Annotated in this window: 15 protein-coding genes; 3 read left to right on the forward strand and 12 right to left on the reverse strand. The window is 68.7% G+C overall.

What is annotated here, in order from left to right; translation table 11 throughout:
• Positions 1–8: 8 nt before the first annotated feature.
• Positions 9–611: a DUF6879 family protein gene (locus tag ABT023_RS15790; protein WP_350885893.1), complete on the reverse strand. Its 603-nt coding sequence runs from the start codon at positions 609–611 to the stop codon at positions 9–11.
• A complete protein-coding gene (locus ABT023_RS15795) occupies positions 574–795 on the reverse strand; it encodes a hypothetical protein (RefSeq protein ID WP_117666929.1) in 222 nt (73 codons plus the stop codon). Before ABT023_RS15795 ends, ABT023_RS15790 begins: the two co-directional genes overlap by 38 nt.
• 187 nt (positions 796–982) lie before the next feature.
• Between ABT023_RS15795 and ABT023_RS15800 the strand changes: the two genes are divergently transcribed.
• The 3 genes from ABT023_RS15800 (at position 983) to ABT023_RS15810 (ending at position 3807) form a co-directional block, all read left to right on the forward strand.
• Positions 983–1360, forward strand: coding sequence for a hypothetical protein (locus ABT023_RS15800; protein WP_350885895.1), 378 nt, complete (start codon positions 983–985; stop codon positions 1358–1360).
• A 416-nt stretch (positions 1361–1776) separates the two neighbouring features.
• The gene (locus ABT023_RS15805; protein ID WP_350885897.1) at positions 1777–3108 is read left to right on the forward strand and encodes an AAA family ATPase; all 1332 of its coding nucleotides are present in this window, start codon (positions 1777–1779) and stop codon (positions 3106–3108) included.
• Positions 3109–3402: 294 nt separating this feature from the next.
• Positions 3403–3807 (forward strand): hypothetical protein, encoded by a 405-nt coding sequence (locus tag ABT023_RS15810; RefSeq protein ID WP_350885899.1) that lies wholly within the window; start codon positions 3403–3405, stop codon positions 3805–3807.
• 63 nt (positions 3808–3870) lie between these two features.
• On the opposite strand, the gene ABT023_RS15815 is transcribed toward ABT023_RS15810, so the two are convergent.
• From ABT023_RS15815 to ABT023_RS15860, 10 genes are all read right to left on the reverse strand, one after another.
• Positions 3871–5394 (reverse strand): HNH endonuclease, encoded by a 1524-nt coding sequence (locus tag ABT023_RS15815; protein ID WP_350885901.1) that lies wholly within the window; start codon positions 5392–5394, stop codon positions 3871–3873.
• A 2-nt stretch (positions 5395–5396) separates the two neighbouring features.
• Positions 5397–6662 carry a PIN-like domain-containing protein gene (locus tag ABT023_RS15820; RefSeq protein ID WP_350885903.1) on the reverse strand — a complete coding sequence of 422 codons (1266 nt, stop codon included), beginning with the start codon at positions 6660–6662 and terminating at the stop codon, positions 5397–5399.
• Positions 6663–6675: 13 nt separating this feature from the next.
• Positions 6676–10212, reverse strand: coding sequence for a BREX-2 system adenine-specific DNA-methyltransferase PglX (gene pglX / locus ABT023_RS15825; RefSeq protein ID WP_350885905.1), 3537 nt, complete (start codon positions 10210–10212; stop codon positions 6676–6678).
• Positions 10209–14348 carry a BREX system serine/threonine kinase PglW gene (pglW, locus tag ABT023_RS15830; RefSeq protein WP_350885907.1) on the reverse strand — a complete coding sequence of 1380 codons (4140 nt, stop codon included), beginning with the start codon at positions 14346–14348 and terminating at the stop codon, positions 10209–10211. Before pglW ends, pglX begins: the two co-directional genes overlap by 4 nt.
• Before the next feature lie 292 nt (positions 14349–14640).
• On the reverse strand, positions 14641–16545 hold the full coding sequence (locus tag ABT023_RS15835) for a DNA/RNA helicase domain-containing protein (protein WP_350885909.1): 1905 nt from the start codon (positions 16543–16545) through the stop codon (positions 14641–14643).
• 115 nt (positions 16546–16660) lie between these two features.
• On the reverse strand, positions 16661–17038 hold the full coding sequence (locus ABT023_RS15840) for a nucleotide pyrophosphohydrolase (protein WP_350885911.1): 378 nt from the start codon (positions 17036–17038) through the stop codon (positions 16661–16663).
• 114 nt (positions 17039–17152) lie between these two features.
• Positions 17153–17965, reverse strand: a complete 813-nt coding sequence (locus ABT023_RS15845) for a hypothetical protein (RefSeq protein ID WP_350885913.1) — start codon at positions 17963–17965, stop codon at positions 17153–17155.
• Positions 17966–18027: 62 nt separating this feature from the next.
• Positions 18028–18186, reverse strand: a complete 159-nt coding sequence (locus ABT023_RS15850; protein WP_350885915.1) for a hypothetical protein — start codon at positions 18184–18186, stop codon at positions 18028–18030.
• A gap of 160 nt (positions 18187–18346) precedes the next feature.
• Positions 18347–20782 (reverse strand): glycoside hydrolase family 2 protein, encoded by a 2436-nt coding sequence (locus tag ABT023_RS15855; RefSeq protein ID WP_350885917.1) that lies wholly within the window; start codon positions 20780–20782, stop codon positions 18347–18349.
• Positions 20779–21621 carry a carbohydrate ABC transporter permease gene (locus ABT023_RS15860; RefSeq protein WP_350886010.1) on the reverse strand — a complete coding sequence of 281 codons (843 nt, stop codon included), beginning with the start codon at positions 21619–21621 and terminating at the stop codon, positions 20779–20781. The genes ABT023_RS15855 and ABT023_RS15860 overlap by 4 nt, the downstream gene beginning before the upstream one ends.
• Positions 21622–21646 lie beyond the last annotated feature (25 nt).

The following is a 21646-nucleotide window of genomic DNA, read 5'->3' on the forward strand; positions in this document are numbered from 1 at the left end:
TAGGGCATCTATGGGGAACCGGACTGGAGCCCGGCTGCGTACGTTCGGTAGGGGATCGACGCCGAGACGGCGGCATCACGCCACAGGTTGGCCTGCACGATCTTCTCCGGCTCGCTGATCAACGCGCCGGAGACGAACCGCCCCTCCTCGTCGTAGTACATCGCCACGAGCTGGTGGGAGTCGAACAGCCAGTAGTCGTAGTGCGGCAATGCGGCCGGCCAGTCGTTACCGGAGGCCACGATGAGGCGGACATCCTCACCCGCCTCGACCGTGTGTTCGTAGGCCCAGCCGCATTCGAAGCGGACGTAGTCCGACAGCGGCTCGGTCACGACATGGACGCGGTGCATCCGCTTGCCGGCCGTCACCGCTGCCCGCACCGTGTCGCACCAGGCGGCGATCCCGGGGAACTCCCCGCGGGACTGGCCCGCCAGGAACCGGGCGAACTCATCCTGCTCGTACGACACGTCGTACCGCTGACGCGTCTCCAGCCGGTAGGCCGTGTAACGGAAGTCGCGGAACAGTTGGTTGAACTCTTCGTCATCCAGAGACGTGAACGATCGGGTCAAACCTCGATCACCGCTGCCCGGACTCGCGGTAGCGCTCAATCGCACCGAGCACCACCTCGGCGGAGATCCGAACCGCGCCCTCACCAGGAAGCACGTTCTCCAGCTCGCCGAGGGTGTCTCCGTCGACCAGGTGCCCTTGGACGACCAGCTCTCCGCTCTCGGCGAGGTAGACCGTCGGGCAGCCGTTGCCACCCGACCCCGGGTCTTTGTAGAGCTTGGTCAGCTTCATCGCGACCTCCTCCGAGTAAACGACCAGCCGGCGTCTCCTGCGACGAGGGTAGTACGCAGCGTAGCGGCCGAACAAGCCGATACCGAAGCGGGAACCCGGCAGTAGCATCGAGGACAATCAACTATTTAGCCGCTCCGGTTGATCTTCGTGTCGGTCGAAGTCGGCTGCTTTGGAGGTGGAACCGCCAGTGGACCCGCTCATGGTTACTGCGGCGACAACGCTCGTCGCGTGGACGACCAATGAACTCGCCCAGGGCGGCCGGCTGGCGGTAACGGCACTGATCGACTTCCTGCGGGACCGGTTCCGGCGCGAGCCCGAGGCGCGCGAGGTCATCGAAGGGCTGCTCCACCAGCCGTCACCGGACGCTGCGCGCCCTCTTGCGGAATTGCTGGATCGCGAGGCACAACGCGACCCGGCGTTCAGCGCAGAGTTCCAGGCCCGGTGGAAGCGGGCCGACGCGGCCGTCGCAGCGGGTCCGGGCGGCGTGGCCAACTCCGTCTCCGGTGACGTCAGCGGGCCCGTGGTGCAAGCCCGCGACATCCACGGAGGCATCTCGTTCGGCTGAGACGGCGGCGGGTTCAGCCAGTGAAAGCATTTGCCTCGACGAGTTCGGTGAATATCTCGGAGGGCTTCTCCCGGCCGTGCTCGTTGCGGGGTCGATCATCGAGTCTGCCGCTCTTAAGCCTCGATCCTCGATCCAACACAGTCAGGGCAACTGATCAACAAGATCCGCCGGCAACCTGCCCGGCGTCGTCGCCGTACGCAATGGCAAGGACCCACAGCCCGGCTCTCGCCTTTACCCACACCGCCTGGACCGCTTTCGTCCGGTCCGCCCGCCGCTGACAAACCTGGCATCGCGCCGCGCCCCCGGCGAACCCGCCGGGGGCGCGGCCTGCTTTCCGGTAGGCTTTGGGTCAACTCCTCGTGATTTACTCGCAGAGACGTGCTTGTAGCAGCCCACCATCGAGGGGCCGACAGCCGATGCTGCTGAGTTTCCGCTTCGCCAACCATCGCTCGTTCCGCGACGAGCAACAGCTCAACCTCACGCCCGTCTACGGTGATGGCGTCGAAGCGAGCGAGTCGGCCCCGCAGGCAGTCCCGGTCGTCGGCGTGTTCGGGGCAAACGCCTCGGGCAAGTCCAACTCCCTGGGCGCGCTGGCATTCATGCGGGAGATGGTCGTCGGATCGGACCGGGCGGTCGAGCCAGGTGAGGGGCTGTCCCGGGAGCCATTTCGGCTGGATCCCGACAGTGTCCTGCAGCCGTCACGCTACGTCGTAGATCTTCTGCTCGGCGGGACGCGGCACACCTACGGCTTCGCGATCGACGACGAGCGGGTGCTGGAGGAGTGGCTCTACCACTATCCGTTGGGACGCCGGAGGCGCGTCTTCGAACGTGACGGGGACGAGTTCACCTGGGGCGAGGAGTCCGGTCGACGCAGTGACCTAGGGCAGATCGCCGGCATCACCGCGCCGACCGCCCTGTTCCTCAGCACCGCTGCACGCTTCGGCCACAGCCGGCCGGAACCCGATCCGACGAATCCTCAGCCGCTGCACGACACCTACCGATGGTTCTACCTGGCCAGCTCACGAGCCAACGGGATATCCGGGCTGTCCATCCTGCTCGACGACGGCAGGGCGGACAACGACCAGGTACGTCACCTCGTGGTCGACCTCTTGCAGGCTGCTGATGTGGGCATCGTCGACCTCGTAGTCCGCCCCGATCGGAACGACAGGGACTCTCCCCGGCGTCGACTGCCAAACGGGTATACGTACGTTCGGAGACTCTCCGGCCGGTCCACAGCGTCACCACCGCTCCGGATCCAGTTCGCCCATCAAGGTCCCCACGGCACGGCACTGCTCGACCTCCATGACCAGTCGACCGGTACCCGCCAGCTCCTAACCCTCGGTCTACACGCTGCTGAGGTGCTCAGGACCGGAGCAACGATGCTGGTCGACGAGATCGACGCCAGCCTGCACCCGATCCTGACTGCCAAGCTGATCAGCCTGTTCCGTAGTCCGAAGGCCAACCCCTTGGGCAGTCAACTCATCTTCACCAGCCACGACGCGGCGCTACTCGGCACTCTCGACGCCGAGGAGGTCCTGCGCCGTGATGAAATCTGGTTCGTGGAGAAGGACGACGAGGGCGCTTCCTCGCTGTATCCGTTGACCGACTTCAAACCCCGCAAGGAAGGTGAGAACCGCCAGCGCCGTTACCTGAACGGCAACTACGGCGCGATTCCCGACCTGTCCACCGACCTGTTCGAGCAGGCCCTTGCTACCCGTGGAGGCTCGGATGACGCCGCGGCAGAGTGACCGGCGAACGTCCGGTACCTCACGGTCCGGCCATGGTCGCGAGATTAATCTCCGACCAGGGCTCGGCGAAGTCGCGGAGTGTCCGGCGCTGCGTAGATCGAAGCCGGATGCCGGCCCAAAACAGCGACGATGGCCGTCTCCACCCACCATTTCCAGCTCGGAGACCCGCACGACTTTGCCGGAGCCCTGGGTCTCCGACGCGGTGGCCTTGACCGCGTGCGAAGCATCGGCGGTTATCAGCTTTGTGCCAGTCGATAGAATCGCTCGGATAGGGCTGGGGAGAGGAAGGCGCGGATGGGCAATCTAGGGAACTACCAACTGATAACGACAATCGCCAAGAAGGTCGGTGGCCCGATGGTGCTTCTGTGCGCGACTCTCGGCAGTGGGTACATCATCGGTCGGACCATTGAAGCGGGTGGCAAGAGGGCATTCAAGGCGCCGGTAGCCGCCTTCAAGAAATGGAACACTCCATGCGCGACGAAGGGCCAGCTCTTCAGGGTCGTCACCGACGGTGAGGACAGCAGCGGCTTGAAGCTCAGTGCAGGTGACGAGTACCGGGTTCTGGAGTGCGACGGCGATGTGATCCTCATCGAAGTCCTGAACGATCCGAACAGCCCGTACTTCGTGTCCAGCGAGTTCCTGACGACGATCTCAGACTTCCCGGCAGAGGACACGGGCAAGGTCCAAACAGGCGACTGATTCCCAGGCGCAAGCTACCACGCACAGCCACTCATGATCTTGGAACGGCCCTGGCCGTCGCCGTCACTCGGGAAGGCCGCAGAAGCGACGGTGGTGCTTCAGGCGCTTCAGGTTGATGCCGTGCTCCTTGTGCCGGTGCAGCCTGCCAATCTCCTTTTCGTCGCTCGTCCGCCGCACCACGAACTTGTCATCGATGTAGATGGCGAAGAAGTCGAACTGGACGTGGTGGTTGGGGCAGAGGCAGAGCAGGTTGCTGATCTCATCGGGGCCGTCGTGCGGCTTCCCCAGCCCCTGGATGTGCGCGGCCTCGCTGTAGTACCCGTCGCGGGTCTCCAGTCGAACGCCGCAGACCTGGCACTGGTGGCCGTACAGCTGCTTGATGGCCGCCGCGAACCTGCTGCTGCGGACGATGCGCTCGGCCTGGGCGGACCTTCTCCTGGCCGGCCCGCTCGCGCCTGGCTCGCCGCCGGTCAGGGACGCCAAATCGATTGTGCCGGCAGCAGAGTCGTAGCCGGCGAGCCCGACCTGGGACAGCAGCGCCGGCCGGTCAACGTCGGGGGCCAACGCCCTGGACAGCATCGCCACGGCCCGGCCCCGCACTTCGACGTTGTCGAACAGCTCCGCGACGGCTGGCAGGAATCCCTGCGAGGAACCCATGGAAGCACCCGGCATGGCCTCGCCATGGAAGCCTGAAGGATCGGCTTCCCAGCCTTCCGGGGCCCTGACCTCCCACAGCCCACTGCCGGCCAGAGTGCCCAGCGGGTAGCGCGCAGTCGCCCCGGGCCTGGCTGCCGCACCGTACTTGTCGAGAATCGGCGTCAGGCTGGCGGCGATGTCCGCCGGCCCGATGAGTCGCTTCTCACCGGCCTCGATCCTTCCGATCGCCCAGAGAATCGTCAACGGCAGGTTCTGCGCCGCCGCATCGCCCCTACTGCGGCGCGAGGAGGTGACGAGGTCTCGCAGCGCCGCGAAGAGTTGCTTGCGCTTCATCCCGTGTGCAGGCGGCTCGGGGGGCGCAACCGGGCCGGGCATGGCCGGCAGGAACGACGAAATGGTGGCGTACTCAGCGGCGGTGACCAGGGTGAGGCTGCGCAGCGGGTTGGGCAGCCCGAGTCGTTCCAGGATAGGCCCGGCCGGCACCGGCTGGTCGAACTGCTCAACCTCGCCTAGCGCCACGATGTGTTCCCAGGTCTGCCCGTCGTCGGCGGTCTGCCACACCCGCTTCGCCACTGCCGGATTCCGAAACAGGTGCAGAATCCGAGCCCGGGAGTAGAAGGTCTTTTCGGCGTAGAAGAAGACGTGGTCGCCGACCTGGCGGTCGCGGAGCGCCCGGACCTTGGCGTTGTTCACCTGCTGGCTCGGCGTCGAACCCCACAGCCGGGCGACCCCATCCGGGTACAGGCGCCGCAGGACCGTCAGCTCGGGCCCGAGTTCCGCCGCGATCTCCGTCAACCGAATGCCCCGCTTGACAGAATGCGCGTAGTGCTGCGGGCCACGCTCCCTGGCCCCACCACGCAACTGCAGCAGCAACTGCGGCCTTTGGCTGGCTTGCCGCTCACCCCTATCGCTCACGTTCGGATCCCCCACAGCTAGTCCTCGCCTCCGACACTTTCCACGATAGAGCGGGGGACGACGAAGCCCTCGGCCTTACCCGGCCGCAGATAGTGCGCACGAAGCGCCGGCTCCAGACCCTCGGGGAGACTGCCCGAGGCAACGAGATCGCGGACGGCACCCATGATCGGCCGAGTGAAGCCGACCAGAAGACGATCTTCGGGGTACTTGCCGAGTTCGTAAACCCGCTGCCTCGGCACGAAGCCATTCGGATCCTCTGCGGCTTCCCGCAACACCTTGGCCCGCAAGGGGTAGCCGGACTCCTCAAGCCGGGACAGCAGGATCTCGAACTGCTCCCAAGACCAGGGCATAGGCCCATCGGGCTCGGTCTCCCCGGCCAGCCGCTCCGTGGTGTCCAGCGTGCGCTGGCTGACCTCGACGTGGAAGGCGGCAGAGGCGGCCTCCAGGAACTCCTCGGGTACGGCCATGAAGAAGCCGACGCCAGCCCGCTCGGCCATTTCGTTGACCAGTTCGACGCGTGGTCCGATCGGCTCTCGGGTCGCGTCAAGCCGCCACCAGTCTTCCTTGCGGTCGCGCGTGACGAACAGCAGATCCTTCTTCTCGGCCGCAGCGTGCTGGATCAGTTGCTCCCAGAGCAGGAAGTCCCCGGTCCCCTCTTCCTGCTGTTCCGGCTTGTCCGCGTCCATGTAGCCCGGCGGCACCCGGCTGGCGAAACGCTGCCGCCCGATCGCCACCAAATCGGCCTGCCGCTCAGCATCGAACGGCCGTCCCACCCGCCCATTGAAGAGCGCGAGCAGTTTGTCGAGCACTGTGTCCTCGTCGACGTTCTTCAGTGCTGCTCGGAGGTTGAGCCCGCTGCCGCCCTTTTTTACGTATGCGATTGCCTCACCGAACGCCTTCTCCAGCAACGCTCGCTTGTCGACCGCTTCGCTCCCCGGCATCGTGCGGGTCGCCCACGAGTCCATCTCAGCGAGAGCCTTTTTCCTGGCTTCCTGCAGCCCCGCCACCGAGTTGGTGGCGATCACCCGCCGGATGACCTCGTCCCGGTTCCGCCAGAACTCCCTCTGCACCTGCGCCGGCATGAACAGAGCGGGTGCCACCGCTTCCAGCGCCGAGAAGACCTGCTCTCGGGCGTCCTTCGAATAGCGGTATAGGTCGAGCAGCAGGTTGGTGTCCAGCGCGACGATGCCCGAGCGGAGTACCCCGTTCAGGTCCGCGCGCTCCACGTTGCGGTAGCTCTCGAAGCCGTCGAACAGGCCACTCAGTTTCCCCTGGTCGCTCACGCCCCTCATCCCCCTACTCACCGCTACCGGCCGGGGCGTTCAGCCCGCGCAGCGCGACCAGGGTCAGACGGTCGACTCCGAGCTGGGACAGCTCGGAGTCGATGAGGTCGGTGAAGAACTGGGCGGGCGAGCCGGGGAAGTCGGGCCGCTCGTCCGTGTGCCACTGGTGCAGCCACGGCTCAACCTCGGCGATGCCGGCGAGCAGCGGCAACAGCCGCTCCGCCGGCCAGGCCGCCTGGAGCTTCCGGTCCAGGTAGACAGTCGCCAGCGCTTGGGCCTGGGCGAGGTGGTCCCACCCGGCCCAGCCGAGCAGTTGCGTGCCGTCGCCATCCCGGCCCGCCTTCGGGTACGAGATGAACCGTTCCTTCGGCACGTCGAGCTTCCCGCGCGCCTTCCAGTACGACGCCTTGGCGAAGTCCGCCGAGCTGTACTTCGGCGGGACCGCGATCTGCACACCCTCGCCCGCATCCTCCAACCGCTGCTGCTCCCAAGTCCGCTCCCACTGCGCCCGCTTGCGCAGACCTGACGGCTTGTAGCGGTAGGCGGGAAGGTACGGCACATGCTCGTCCACAATCAGCTTTGCCACGGTCTTCGTCAGGTCGTAGTCGTCACGGCCGACCCACAGCTCCAACACCGACCGGAAGTCGTCGTCGTGGCGCACTTTGTCGGCGAGCTGCGCCACCGACTGTGGCACCGGGCGGTCGCCCCACAGCTCCGGGGCCTCCAGCCGGTCGAGCAGCCAGTCCCGCAGCGCCTTGGCCTGCAAAGCGTCCCAGCCATCGGTGGCCCAGCGTCGTTTGCACTCCGGCCGCTCGATCAGTCCGATGTTGCGATCCGACTCGATCGCCTCGATCCGCCGCTGCACGAGCGCTCGGTAATCGTCCGGCCAATCCGCTGGCAGCTCAATGATCGGCTGGAACTTGTGGTTTCGATGCTCGAACCATGTTGTCTCGATTCGACCAGCGGCGATATCTCTAGCCATGCAGATCGCGAACGCTCGCTCACTTGAGCTGAGTGGCGGCGGATCTACGCAAGTCAGATCGTCGCTGCACAGCCCGTAGAGCCGGTAGACCTCCCAGTCCAGTTCTTCTTGAAGCGCGATCATCTCTGCCCTGCTCAGGTCGTACTCGCGGTGCGCCTCGCGCAGCCGCTCGCGGGTCGGCACCCCGGACTCAGCCACTGCCGCCGGGGTCAGGCCAGCGAGCCGCTGGGCCAGCGAGTCGAGCGCCCGTGCTCGCACCAACGGGTATGTCCCCGGCAACGGAAGCTCCTGCAACTTGGTGCCGGTGAACTCGAATCGATGCTCCCATGGCTCGTCCGCGCCTGCCTGTTCAGCCCCAGGCCGCCCCTTGTTGTGGCTGACCTGCTTAAGCCAGAAGCAGGCGGTCGAACTGTTCAGCACCCCGAGCAGCCGCAGGTGATCGTCCTCCGTCGCCCCCTCCGGCAACTTGATCACCGGCGCCGACTGCTTGAATGCTTTTCCAAACCGATCCAACACGAAGTGATTGTGCGTTGCCACGAAAGCAAATGAAATTGACCACCGGTGCGCCGCTACATCCTTGGGTATTTGATGCCACTCCCACCAAGGACGCCCTGACAACCGATAGCTTTTGCCGCCGAAGGTGCCTCGCGCCTCCAACTCCGAGCGATATAACCAGAGACGTCGGCCATACATTGGCAAGAGATGTAGAGGAACTAGCTTTCGATTCGTCAGCTCGTAGGGATGGAAGGATACATCAAACCCAGACTGGGCCCAGTCGCGCAACTGATCGCCAGCCACAATCTCGGAGCTAGCCTCCGATTCAACCTTCCAGCGCTGGACCACATGTCCTGGAAGAACCATCACCTCGTCGGCATGGGTCATCCCATAGAAACCTATACGGTGCATCAACGGGCGCAGGGACTCGCCAGAGGCCAAGTTCAGCAAATTGACTACACCTGACGAATTTCCACCATTCAGGTTCCACGGATGCCGCTCCAGGCTATCTCTTGGCAGGTCGACCGCACTTACCCACTCTGATTCATTGACTAAACCCCTCATCAAGCCGATGATTGCACTCCACACAAGACCTTTAGCAGGGTTGGCCGGCTGCGAGGGCTCCCCCCGCAAACCTTGAACAGCATGGATTACACGAGACCGTCGATGATGATTGGCACGGCCAACAAGAATTACGGTCGGCGTGCCATGGCCGGGAATGTAGGCACCAGAGGCGTCGATGACTTCAGTCAACTCAACTTTGTGGGCGAAGTAGTTTTCGATCAACTTTTTACCGAACTCACGCTTCATGAAGGCGTTGCCAGTGATCTGACCGACGTGGCCGGCCCCCTCACCGTGCTCGTCGGAACGCCGGGCTAGGTCGAAGAAGCGCTTGGCGAACGGCACCGTCAGCGCGTACTGCCGGTGGCAGACGTCAGGGTAGATGTCGCGGTAGAGCTTGTTTCGAGCCGCGTCGGCCACCGTGATGTACGGCGGGTTGCCGACCACCACTGTGTACTGCCCCTCCAGCAGGTAGCCGGCCAGTACGTCGGCCTCCTCCGTCACGTACGCGAAGGCGTTCTCGCCCTCCAGTTCCGCCATCAGGTCGCCCTGGTGCCGGGATTTGCGCCCCCAGTGCAGCAGCGAGTCGCCCGTCGCCACCCGCACCGGCCAGGCCGGCGTGCGCTCCAGGGACGTCAGCCCGCACTCCTTCATCGCCGCGACCAGCAGCCGGAAGCGGGCGATCGCCACCGCGAACGGGTTGATGTCCACCCCGGTCACCTGACCGAGCGCCCGCTCGACCAGCACCCGCACGTCGGTCGTCGGCTCCCGCTTCCGCCACAGTTTCACCAGCCGGTCGAACGCCCCGAGCAGGAAGTGCCCTGACCCGCACGTCGGGTCGATGACCGATGTCTCCGACGGCCCGAACTCCTTCACCGCCGGCTCGAACGTCCGGTCGAGGATGAACTCCTCCACGAAGTCGGGCGTCTGCAGCAGCGCGTACGTCTTCTTCGCGTGTACCGACAGGTCCTGGTACAGGTCGCCGAGGAAGCGGGTGTCGAGGTCCTCGACCCGCAGCGACGCCAGGCCCGGCCCGCGCCGGAAGAACTCCGACAGCCGCTCGGAAGCCTCGCCGGAGATGTCGAACCGCCACACCGGGTTGTGCTCGTCGAAGATCTTGCCGGTGGCCTTGAGCGTGCGCAGGTAGCCGAACGCCTCGCGCAGCCAGTGCCGGTCATTGTGCCGGGGGTTGTCGATTAGGTACTGCTGGCGGTGCTGCACCGCCCGCTCGACCGGAGCGGCCGGCTCCGGGCCGCCGATCCAGAGCGGCTCGACCAGCTCGTTGTCCTCGCAGAAGCGCACGAAGACGCAGCCGAGCACCCAGGCCACCGCCGCCTGGTCGAGGACGTCCTCCAGCCAGGTCTCGAACGTCCCCGCCGTACGCCGTGCGTCTTTCGCCTGGTCGTGCTCCTTGCGCAGCGACGACTCCAGCTCGGAGTCCCGGGCGACCACGCCGCGCAGGTCGTCGGTGAGGGTGGTGACCTGGGCCTGCAGGGCCTTCAGGGGGATCATCGGGGGGCATTCCTTATCTGCGGGATGGCGGTGTTGCTCCACTCCTCGGGCAGCCACAGGGACTGGCTGGCCGGCGAGGTGAGCGGGAGTTGCCGGCCGTCGAGCAGCACCGGCTCGGTGCGGCGGACAGGCAGCAGCAGCAGTCGGGCGGCGGGGCGGTGCCGGGTGGGGTCGGCCAGCTCCTGGATCAGTCGGAGCTGGTCGTAGCGGGCCAGCGGAGCGGCCTCGGTGATCAGCACCGGCCGGTCGGTCTCGGCGAGCCTCCGCTCGACGGCGGGCATGACCTCGTGCTGGAACAGCTCCACCAGGGACCGGAAGTCGGCGTCGGTCGGCGAACCGGTGTCGGCGGCGACGATCACCTCCCAGGGGAAGCTGAGCGACCGCAGCCGCTCCAGCATGATCGCGGTGACGTCGACCTCGGTGAGGTCGTACCGCCTCAGCAGGGCCCGGCGGGCGTGGGCGGTCCGCCGGATCGAGGTGAGCGCCACCAGGAAGCCGCTCCGGTCGATGACGCCGTCCAGCCGCCTGCTGGCGCGCGCGGCGGCGTCCGGCTCCAGGAGCGGGCCGACGGTGGTGAGCGATCGGGTGCCGGTGACCGAGGAGGTGCGGTTCGGCGGGACGTACCGGGCCTCCTTCGAGTCCCAGACCAGCGGGATCAGCTCCCGCAGCAGACCGTCGAGCTGCGGCCGGGGCGGGAGCTCCTGGGCTCGGGCGAACCGGGTGCGCACTCTGGCGCGTACCGTCTCGGGGTCGAGGCTCTGGCCGACCAGCGCGCCCGCGGCGAGTCGCAGCGCGCGCTCGGCGGGCATCCCCGCCGGGTAGAGCTGGCCCTGCGCGTTGACGGCCACCTCGCCACCGCTGCCTGCGGCGGCGAGCTGCAACAGCCGGGCGTCGCTCAGCGGCGGCGTGCCGGCCGGCGGCGGCTCCAGCGCCCGCAGCTCCTCCACGGCCCGGACCCGGGTGGGCAGCGGGTCCGCGCCGGCCAGCGCGGCGGCACGGCGGCCGAGCCGGGTCACGTACCCGAGCAGGTCGTCGGCCGTGCGCTCGATGCCCGGGTCGTCGGGCTCCCGGCCGATGAGCACGGTGTCGCCACCGCGCAGCCGGTGCATGGCCAGCCGGGCGTCGCCGCCCCGGGCCAGCTCGGTCTCCACGGCGGCACGGACCAGGCCGATGGCCTGAGCGGTGCGCCTCGGCTCGGCCGTGTACGAGCCACGGGCGACGATCAGCGCCTCGGCGATCTCCTCGGCGGAGCCCACCCCGCCCCGCCCGTCGAGCAGGGCGACGATCTCGTCGCGGACCAGGCCGAGGGCTGAGTTCGGCTGCCAGTCCCGGGCGACGAACCGCTTGATCAGGGTGGAGATCTGCGGCTGCTGCTTGCCGGCCACCCGGGCCACGTCCGACTGGGACGGCCAGCGCAGGTACCCGCCCTCGGCGTCGGGGGCCTGGCCGAGCAGCACCTGCACGGCCGCGCGGTGCCAGGCGGTGCGGCCGACGACCTCCGGCAGCAGGGTGGCGCAGAGCGCCTCGACACCCTGTGCGTGCGAGTGGGCGGGTGTGGGCTGCTCCCGCTCGGCGTCGAGGAGGTCGCGCAGCTCCCGGCTGCGGGCCAGGATCTCCTTGCGGGTGGCGTCGGGGACGCCCCGGGCCCGGGTCAGCGCCGACGGTTCGGCGTCCAGCAGCTCGCCGACCGTGGTGAAGCCCAGCCGCTCCAACGCCGAGCGGGCCCGCGCGGTCAGCTCGGTGGCCTCCAGGGGCGAGGTACGGCCCAGCGGGGCGAGTGCCCCCGTGTCGTCGGTGGCCTCCGCCGCCGGCTCGGGAATCTCCCGGAACACCGCCCGCCAGGCGTCGGTCATCTCGTCGAGGGTGTCGAACCGGTCGGCGGTGTCCCGGGCCAGGGCCTTGGCGAAGAAGGCGACGAGCCGGTCGGCGACCGAGGGGTCGAAGGCCGAAGGTTCGAGGGTCACCTCGTCGGCGACGGCGGCCGGGTTCGCGTTGTCGCCCCAGCGGGGCAGCGTGCCCGTGGCCATCTCGTACAGGGTGACGGCGGCGGCGAACCGCTCGGCGGCGGCGTCGAAGCGCAGCCGGCGCGGCGGCCCGAGGAACGGGTCGAGGTAGGCGGTGGTGCCGGCGGTGAGCTGGTCGGCCGGCACCCCCGCCAGGGAGAAGTCGAAGATGCACAGGTGGGGCTGCTTGTCCTTCGGCCGGGGCAGGGCCGCCAGGTTGGCGGGCTTGATGTCCCGGTGCCACACCCCCCGCCCGTCCAGGAACGACACGATCTCCAGCAGGTCCCGGCCGTAGCGCTCCAGCAGGTCCAGCGCCAGCCGGCCGCCGCGTAGCTCCTCGGCGAGGGTGCGGTCGCCGGCGTTCTCCAGCAGCAGGGCGGTGCGGTTGCCGACCTTGATCGGGCCCTGCACCAGCGCCGCCACCCGGGAGTCGCGGAGCTTGTCGATGGTGCGGGCCTCGGCGGCGAACCGGTCGGCGTACTGCTCGTCGCGGGCGACCTTGAGCACCAGCTCCCGCCGGCCCTCCGGGGTCTCCTGGACGACGGAGAGCGCGATGGCGGTGGCGCCGCTGCCGAGGTTGCCCAGCACGCTCAGGCCGCCGTCGAGCACGTCGCCCCGGTGGGCCTGCAGCGGATCCACCACCGGCACGGGCTCCGGCGCGGTCAGCTCCTCCCAGACCAGGTCCATCCAGGTGAGGAACTCCCCCACCCGCTTCATCCGCTGCCCCGGGTCGCCCCGGGTGGCGTCGTAGACCGCCGAGACCAGCGCGTCCGGCATGCCGTCGGCGACCGCGTCGAGGTGCAGGCCGCCGTCGGCGACCGCCGCGAGCAACCCCTCGGCGGAGGTCGCCGGCTCGACCCCGGCGAAGATCCGGTACGCCAGCGCGCCGAGGGAGAAGATGTCGAGCTGGTGGCCCGGCAGCTCCTCCAGGATGGCCGCCTCGGGGGCCTGGTACCGCCGGACCACGTCGTCGAAGAACAGCTCGATGCTGGCCGGGTCGGTCAGGGAGCCGAGCGTGGTGACCCGGGTGCCGGGCAGCCGGCCGCCGGTCTGCCAGTCGGTCACCACGAGGGTCGGGCGGGGGCCGTCCGGGTCACACACGAAGACGGCCCGCGGGTTCAACGACCGGTGCGACAGCCGCCGGGAGTGGGCGTGGTCGACGATCTCGGCGAGGTCCTGCACGAGTTGGAGGCGTTGGGCCAGTTGCAGCCGGCCGTCCCGCTCGGCCAGCCACCGGTCGAGGCGTACCCACTCGGCGCGGTGGTCGAAGACGACCGCCGGCCCCCACGGGTGCTCGACCAGGTCCAGGGCGCGGGCGATGCCGGGATGGTGGATGCCCTGCAGCAGCCGGAACTCGCGCTCCGCCGCGAGCTTGATCCTCGGTACGTCCTCCTCGGCCGCCCGGCTGGTCAGGTAGAACCGCACCCGGCGCAGCAGCTCGGTGCCGACGGTGTGGTCGGCGAGGAAATCCTGCCAGCCGATGCCCTCGGCGAATGGCCGCTGGTGCAGCACGAGCTGGTTGACCCGGCGGTCGGCGACCGAGGGGCGGATCCGCGCGCCCTTCACCAGCTCGACGATCTGCCGACCCCGGACCGCGTCGACGCGGTTGCGGGCGTCGACCGGCTGGGCGAGCAGCAGCTCCTTCAGGCTCGGCAGGCGGGAGGTGCTGCTGCCGTCCAGGCCGTAGACGTGCTGGCGGCCGATGTCGTCCAGGTCCCCGCGCATGTTCTTGGCGTGCAGAAAGACCGCCGCCTGGACGTACGGGACCTTCGCGCCGTGCGGCGCGTACTGCTGGATGACGCTGCGCAGCCGCTTCGCCTTGCGATTGACCAGGATCAGCGGGCTGTCGACCACCTGGGTCGCGCCATTGGGCTTGTGCCGCCGCCACTGCTGGCCGTCACCGGATATCCGGCCCTGCCAATGCTTGAGTTCCAACACGTAGAGGCCGCTGCGGGTGAGCACCAGCGCGTCGACCTCGTTGATCGAGCCGTCGGTGCCGACGAACTCCACGTTGGCCCAGACGTGATAGGGCTCCGCGTCAGGCAGGTAGGCGGCCAGCTCGCGCAGGCCCTCCTGCTCGTGCTGGTACGCACTTGAGTTGATCTGCTCCCAGCGCGGCGAGTCCTCACGCATGCCGCACCGAGCATTCTTGCGCGATCATCGATGCCACTCCCGGATAACCAGACCGTCCCACAGCCCGGTGGACGGTACCGTCCACTCTCATTGCTGCCCATAGCCGTCAGGTCAAGACAGGTGGACCGGACGTTGGAAAGCGGTATTGACCGCCCCGATTCGGCGCGTCACCTGGGAATTCGGATAACCCACGCCACCCTGTCAGCTCTTCCGTCGGGAATCCGACAGTCCTGCGTCGAGGTCACCGAACCCCAGTTCGCAGAGGTGCCGGGCGAGCGGCTGACGGGCCCCGCTACTCGACAGGCTCCTCGAAACGAACTTCCGGCGCGTGCTCGACCCGCACCAGGCCGCGCAGGTACTCGCGGGTTTCCGGGTCGGTCGCGTACAGCACCGTGCCACGCATCCCCCGGGTGAGCAGCACCTTGTACGTGTTGCGGATCAGCCGGTCCGCCTCCTCGTCGCTGACCGACTTCTTGCTACGGAACGCCGGATCCTTCGACTCCTCGCGGCGGGTCACCAGCCGACCGTCCCGGGCCACCAGGTCCGGCCCGATGATCACCCCGGACCAGTCGTACTCGAAGCCCTGGGCGGTGTAGACGCAGCCAACCTGCCCGAACCCGTTCGGATCGGTAGCCCAGTACGCGCTGCCCGGGGCGTCGCCGACGCTGCGGTCGCTCTTGACGTTCCACGGCCTGGCCCAGCCACCGACCGTCACGTCCGGCACGAGCGTGCCGTCCGGCCTCGGATCGCTCCATGGCCAGCAGTAGCCGGCCGACGTCCTAGCCGTGCCGCTGACACCCTGCCGCCGGGCCAGGTGCTCCTCCATCTCCTGCGGCGACTCGGCGAACCGCACGTCGAACCGGCCGTCGCCCACCCAGGCGGTCGGCTCGCCGCCGTCGAGGCCAAGCAGGTCCAGGACCCACTGCTCGTACGCCTCGCTGCCGCCACAGCGGAACTGGTCGTGCAGCGAGACGACGTCGACCTCCAGGCCCAGCTTCTCGGCGTACGCCGAGATGACCTCGACGCTGCCCAGCTCGCCCGGCTTGACGACCTGGTGCTCGTCGAGCAGGAAGACCGGCACCCGGGCGACGGAGACGAGTTCCTCCAGTTGGTCACGGGCGACATCGCGCCGCGCCTTGGGCGTGTAGCGGTTCACCGAGGTCTCGCGCACCCGGTGCGCCTCGTCGCAGATCAGCACCTCGATGTCGTTGACGCCGGCATCCATGAAGCTGTTGAAATACTTGAACAGGCTCTGCAGGCGAGTCGATCCCCGGCCGGCGTACCGGCGCAGGGTCTGGGTGAAGGACCGGGAGCCGGTGGCATGCAACACGGACCGGTTCTGGCGCGCCAACTCACCGAGGACCGACAGGGCGATGACGCTCTTGCCGCTGCCCGGACCGCCGGCCACCACCACGGCCCGTTTGTGGTTCGCTGTCCGGGCCCGCTCGACGGCGTGCAGGACCAGCTCGTACGCGAGGTGCTGCTCGTCGAGCAGGGTGAAGTGCGAGCTTTCCTTCAGCTCGGCCGCCGCGTACGCCAGCAAGTGCCGGCTCGGGCGCACGGTGCTGGCCAGGAACCGGTCCGCGGCACCCGCCCCCGAACTCGCGGAGAACCGGCTGCGCAGATGGTCGAGCCACTGACCCCGCCGTTGCCCGGTGAAGATCCGGCTCTGCTCGGTGGCCGGCCGGTCGAACAGGTCGATGACGTCCCGGTCCACGGCGTTGTGCAGGTAGGCGGCACCGCTCAACCGCTTCTGCTCCCGCCCGAGGACGCCCAGGAAGTCACCGAGGTAGCGGCAGTAGTCGGCCACCTGGATGCCCGGGTGCAGCCGTGGTCCCCGGACCTGCTCGACAGCCACCAGGGTGTCGGATTCCTCGTAGGCCGTGGCGTAGCTCCACTGCTTCAACTCGACCACGAGGTACGAGTCGTCCCCGGTACGTGGGTCGACCCCCGCCAGCACCGCGTCGACGCGCCGGCTCGTCAGCGGAAGCTGGTACTCGACCAGCACCTCGACCTGGGCCAGCCCGGCGTCGACGAGATCCTGCGCCAGCACCGGCAGACTGCGCGCCCAGGCCCGCTTCTCGGCGGGAGCCACTCCGTGGCCGCTGTGCCGGGCCCGCTCGGCCAGCACCTCAACCAGGGTGCCATCGGTGGCGAGACGCAACAGGCCAGCAGCAGACGTACGGTACGCCGACATCAGGGAAGCGCCTCCGGGCAGCACGAAGTGTTCGCGCGGGGGGCATATCCGTGATCCAGAAGCCCGTCGGACCGCTTTTCTACCCGAAGACCTTATCCAGAAGATCGATTCGCGGCTACGACCCCAGCGCCTTGGCGGCTGACCCCCGCACCTGATCCGCCGGGTACCGCCGGGCCACCTCCACCAGCTTGTCCTCCGCCGCTCGAACCAGATCGATTCCGAGCACGTCGGCCAGCCGGGTCAGGTAGATCATGACGTCCCCGATCTCCGCGCGCACCCGGCCGCCCAGCTCCGGATCGTCCATCGCGTGCGCCGCCTCCTGCGGCGTCAGCCACTGCAGCTCCGCCAGCAGTTCCCCCACCTCCCCGGCCAGCGCCATCGCCAAGTTCTTCGGCGTGTGGAACTGCTGCCAGTCCCGGTCCTCCGCAAAGCTTCGGAGCTGTTCGGCAAGCTCTGCGACGGTCTTCGGACCACTCATGTTGTCCCTGTCCATGATGTCTCCCGGCATCTACTGTGGTGCTTTGGCTGCTGGGATATCATGACGCGGTTGTACGCAGCGCCCTCCACCTGCGCGACCCTGCTGGTCACGCCACCCGTGCGCGGTCAATCACCGGTCCCAGGTCGCCCCGGTTCGGCCCGGTTGGCCGAACACCCTCCCTTTGTGGGCACCGTGATCGCTACCCATTTCGTAGTCGACGCTCCAAGCGGAGCCCTGGTCAATTGCGAAGGTCCGTGCGGTGTGCGCGGCGAAGAAGGGCGCCGATACTGGGTCGAAGGCTGGGCAGTCCCTGCCGTTCAGTCCCTCCACCTTCGCGGCGACACTCTGACCCGCTGCCCGCCCTGGGCGAATCCGGCCATCCGCATCGACGTACACATGCCCGTGCTCGAAGAGTGCGTCGCATCCGAGCAGGCAGGCCGCCATGACATTGGAGGGGTTCAGCCTCTCCTCGTAGCTCGAGTCCGCCCGCCGCTTGATGTGCGCCAGGACGACCAGGTGCCGAGGCGTTTCGCGTCCGCACAGGTCGCACGGAATGAGCGCCCGATCGCCGAACTTCATCCGGCGCAGTCGACGCTGCTCTTTCCGCCGCGCCACCAGGGCGTACACGTCGAGATCCTCGGCGTCGCTCGCGGTGCCGTCGGATGCCTCCTCGGCTCCGGCGGCTGTCGCAGTGCCCTCGCCTTCGCCGGTGAGCGCATCGACCGGCACAGGGGCCCCCGATACCGGCACCCCCTTCGTGTTGGCGGAGTCCTTCAGAGCCACCATTGCCGGCCGGCCCAACAGTTGCCCCTGCACATCGTCGACGACGTCGAGAACACGAAGCCGGACCCGTTCGGGAAAGACCTCGTCCTCATCCGGCCACACCCGCTCGTGGTCCTCAAAGAGCGGCATCACGATTCGGGTGATCACCAGCCGGCGCACGCGGCCGGCAAGGTATGCCTCGATGTCCGTCGTCCTCGGATTCGGCCCCCACCAACCGAGGATCAGGTGATCCCGGCCCGCATCGAACGCGCCACCCTACGGGCGTCACCACCTGAAAGATCCAACGCGGACGATCGCCAGCCCCATACGCTGCGCTCAATGCCGACCCCGAGATTGCCCGCATGCTCGCGGCCGACATACACGTAATAGGACCGGGTCATCGATCACTCCCTGTACGAGTCTTGCGGGTCAGCGCCCAAACCTGGGGCCTCACCGCTGCTCCGACTCTAGCCACCTCACTGCACGTTGATCTCGGGGACGTGACCGGGCTGCACGGTCACAGATCAGCCGGTCAGGCCGGGACGGCCCGGGCCTTTCTGCTCAGTTGACCGTGCGTAGGACCGGCCGGGTGGTGAGGGCCGCCGGGTCGAGCGGGCGCGGCGCACGGACGACGAACGTCGCCGACTCGCCCGGCAGCAGGGTGACCAGGGCGTCGTCGACCTCGGCGGCCGGATCCAGCCGGTCCGGGAACAGGGCCAGGTCGCGCAGGATCGTGCGGGCGGTGACCCGTACCCGCTGGCCGCCGTCGACGTCCTCCACCGTCGCCTCGTAGTCGGCCACGGGCCAGGGGATGTCCTTGTCCTCGGCGAAGAACCACAGCGCCCGCTCGGCGCTCTCCCCCGCCTCGGCCACCAGCAGCTCCCGCCGGGCCTCCTCCGGCCGCGCCAGGTCCGCCGGCAGCACCAGCGTCACCGAGGCGTACGCGGGCACGTCCAGGTCGTACGTCGTCTTCGCCCTCGGCTCGCCGGCCAGGGTGAGCCGGGTGACGGTGGCGGGGGCTCGCCACGGCCGGCCGGTCTCGTTGACCGCCACCAGCGCCAGCCCGCCGTCGCAGGGCTGGACGGTGAGCAGCCGGTCGGCGTACGCGCGGCGCAGCGCGTACCACAGGGGTTTGCGGCGGCCGTCGCCGTCGACGGCCGACCAGGAGGTCACCGGCCAGCAGTCGTTGAGCTGCCAGACGATGGTGCCTGCGCAGACCGGCCGGTGCGAGCGGAAGTGCTCCACCCCGAGCTGGATGGCCCGGGCCTGGTTGAGCTGCGTGAAGTAGTGCCACTCGTCGAAGTCGACCGGCGGCGGCAGGTGGGCGTCCAGGCCACGCTGAAGCTTCGCGTCGCCGTCGGCGGCCTTCTGGTGGTGGGCCATGCCGGGCGAGTCGTGGGCGAGGGGGTCGTCGGAGATCGCCCGGCGCAGCGTCGCGTACGCCGGGGGCGCCTGGTAGCCGAACTCGGCGACGAACCGGGGGACGTACTCCCGGTACTTGGTGTAGTCGTGGGTGTTCCACACGTCCCAGATGTGGGTGGTGCCGTGCGCCGGGTCGTTGGGGTGGAGCGTCTCGCTGCCCGACCAGGGGCTGCCCGGCCAGTACGGGCGGGTCGGGTCCAGCTCGGCGACGATCCGGGGCAGCAGGTCCAGGTAGTAGCCCCGGCCCCAGGTGCGGCCCGCGAGGGGCTCCTGCCAGTCCCAGTCGTGCCAGCCCCAGATGTTCTCGTTGTTGCCGGTCCACAGCACCAGTGACGGGTGGGCGGCCAGCCGGGTGACCTGCTCGCGGGCCTCGGCCTCCACCTCGGAGCCGAACGGCTCCTCCTCCGGGTACGCCGCGCAGGCGAACAGGAAGTCCTGCTGGACCAGCAGCCCCCGCTCGTCGGCCAGCTCGTAGAAGTCCGCCGACTCGTACCGGCCGCCGCCCCAGACCCGCAGCAGGTTGATGTTCGCCCCGGCAGCCTGGTCGAAGCGCTCGGCCAGCCGCTGCCGGGTCACCCGGTTGGGGAAGGCGTCGTCGGGGATCCAGTTGACGCCGCGCACGAACACCGGCACGTCGTTGACGTGCAGGGCGAACGCGGAGCCGTGCTCGTCCGGGGCGGTGTCCAGGTGGACCGTGCGGAAGCCGATCCGGCGGGACCAGGCGTCCAGCTCCCGCCCGTCGGCGGCGTGCAGGGTCACCGCGAGGGGGTGCAGCGGCTGGTCGCCGTACCCCCGGGGCCACCACAGCGCGGGGTCGCGGACCTCCACGGTCAGCGCGGCCGTGCGCTGTCCGGCCGCCACGACGGCCTCGGCGGCGACGCCGGCCACCTCGGCGCGGACGGTGACCGGCTCCTCGGCGGCGCGCTCGACCTCGACGCGCAGCTCGACCCGGCCGACGCCGTCGGCGACGGTGACCAGCGGACGGACGGTCGCCAGCCGGGCCGTGGACCAGGCGTCCAGGGCGATGTCCTGCCAGATGCCGGCGGTGACCACCGTCGGTCCCCAGTCCCAGCCGAAGTTGCAGGCCGTCTTCCGGATGAAGTTGAAGGGCTCCGGGTACGCGTTGGGCCGGTCGCCGAGCCGGTCCCGGTGCGCCTCCGCGTACCGGTACGGCGAGTCGAGGCGGACGGTCAGCGTGTTGGCCCCCGGCCGCAGCACGGACGTGACGTCGAAGCGGTGGCCACGGTGCATGTTCTCGGTGCGGCCGACCTCGGCGCCGTTGAGGGTGACCGAGGCGACCGTGTCGAGGCCGGCACAGGCCAGGTCGACCCGGTCGGCGTCGCCCGGTGGCGCGTCGAAGGTCGTCTCGTACACCCAGTCGGTGCGCCCGATCCAGGCCAGCGCCGTCTCGTTGTCGTCCAGGTACGGGTCGGGGATGAGGCCGGCGGCGAGCAGATCGGTGTGCACACAGCCGGGCACGGTCGCCGGGACCGCCCGGTCGACGATCTCCGGCGGCACCTGCGGACCGGGAACGGCCCGCAGCACCCACCCCTCGGACAACGGATGCCGGGTCACGACTTCACCGCACCTTCCATGATTCCGCGAACGATCTGACGGCCACCGACGACCAGCATGACCAGCAGCGGCACGGTGGCGACGAACGCCCCCGCGAGCACCCGCCGGTAGATCACGTAGTTGCCGCTGGCCAGGTCGGAGATGGCCACCATCGAGGTGGGGAAGTCGGTGCCGCTGAGGGTGATCAGCGGCCACTGGAAGTCGTTCCAGGTGCCGACGAAGGTGAGCAGGCCGAGCACGGCCAGCGCCGGGCGGATCGCCGGCAGCACGATGTTCCAGTAGACGCGCATCGTGGTCGCGCCGTCCATCCGGGCCGACTCGACCAGTTCGTCGGGCACGGTGTTGAGGATGAACTGCCGCATGTAGAACACCCCGAACGCGGTGACCAGGCCGGGGGCGATGACCGCGAGCAGGGTGCCGTTCCAGCCGAGCTTGCCCATCACGATGTAGAGCGCGACGATGCCGAGCTGGTTGGGCACGGTGAGGGTGAGCACCACGAAGAGCATCAGCCACCTGCTGCCCCTGAACCGCAGCTTCGCGAAGGCGAATCCGGCCAGCGAGCAGAAGAACAGCACCGAGGCGGTGACGGCGGTGGAGACGAGGGCGCTGTTGACCAGGCCGGCGGCGAAGTAGACGTCCTGGAGGGAGAAGACCTCGTCCAGGTTCGTCAAGAACTGGTCGCCCGGGACCACCGCCGGCGGGATCTTCGCGAGCGCCTCGTCGTTGCTGGTGGCGATGACGAACATCCAGTACAGCGGGAACGCGGAGAGCAGGATCGTCGTCGCCAGCAGCAGGTACGTCCAGACGCCGGCCGCGGTGTCCTGCGGGGCCCGGCCCATCAGCCGCGCCCGGTTGCGCCCGCGC

This window comes from Micromonospora sp. NPDC002296 (genome assembly GCF_040296145.1).
Lineage (GTDB): Bacteria > Actinomycetota > Actinomycetes > Mycobacteriales > Micromonosporaceae > Micromonospora.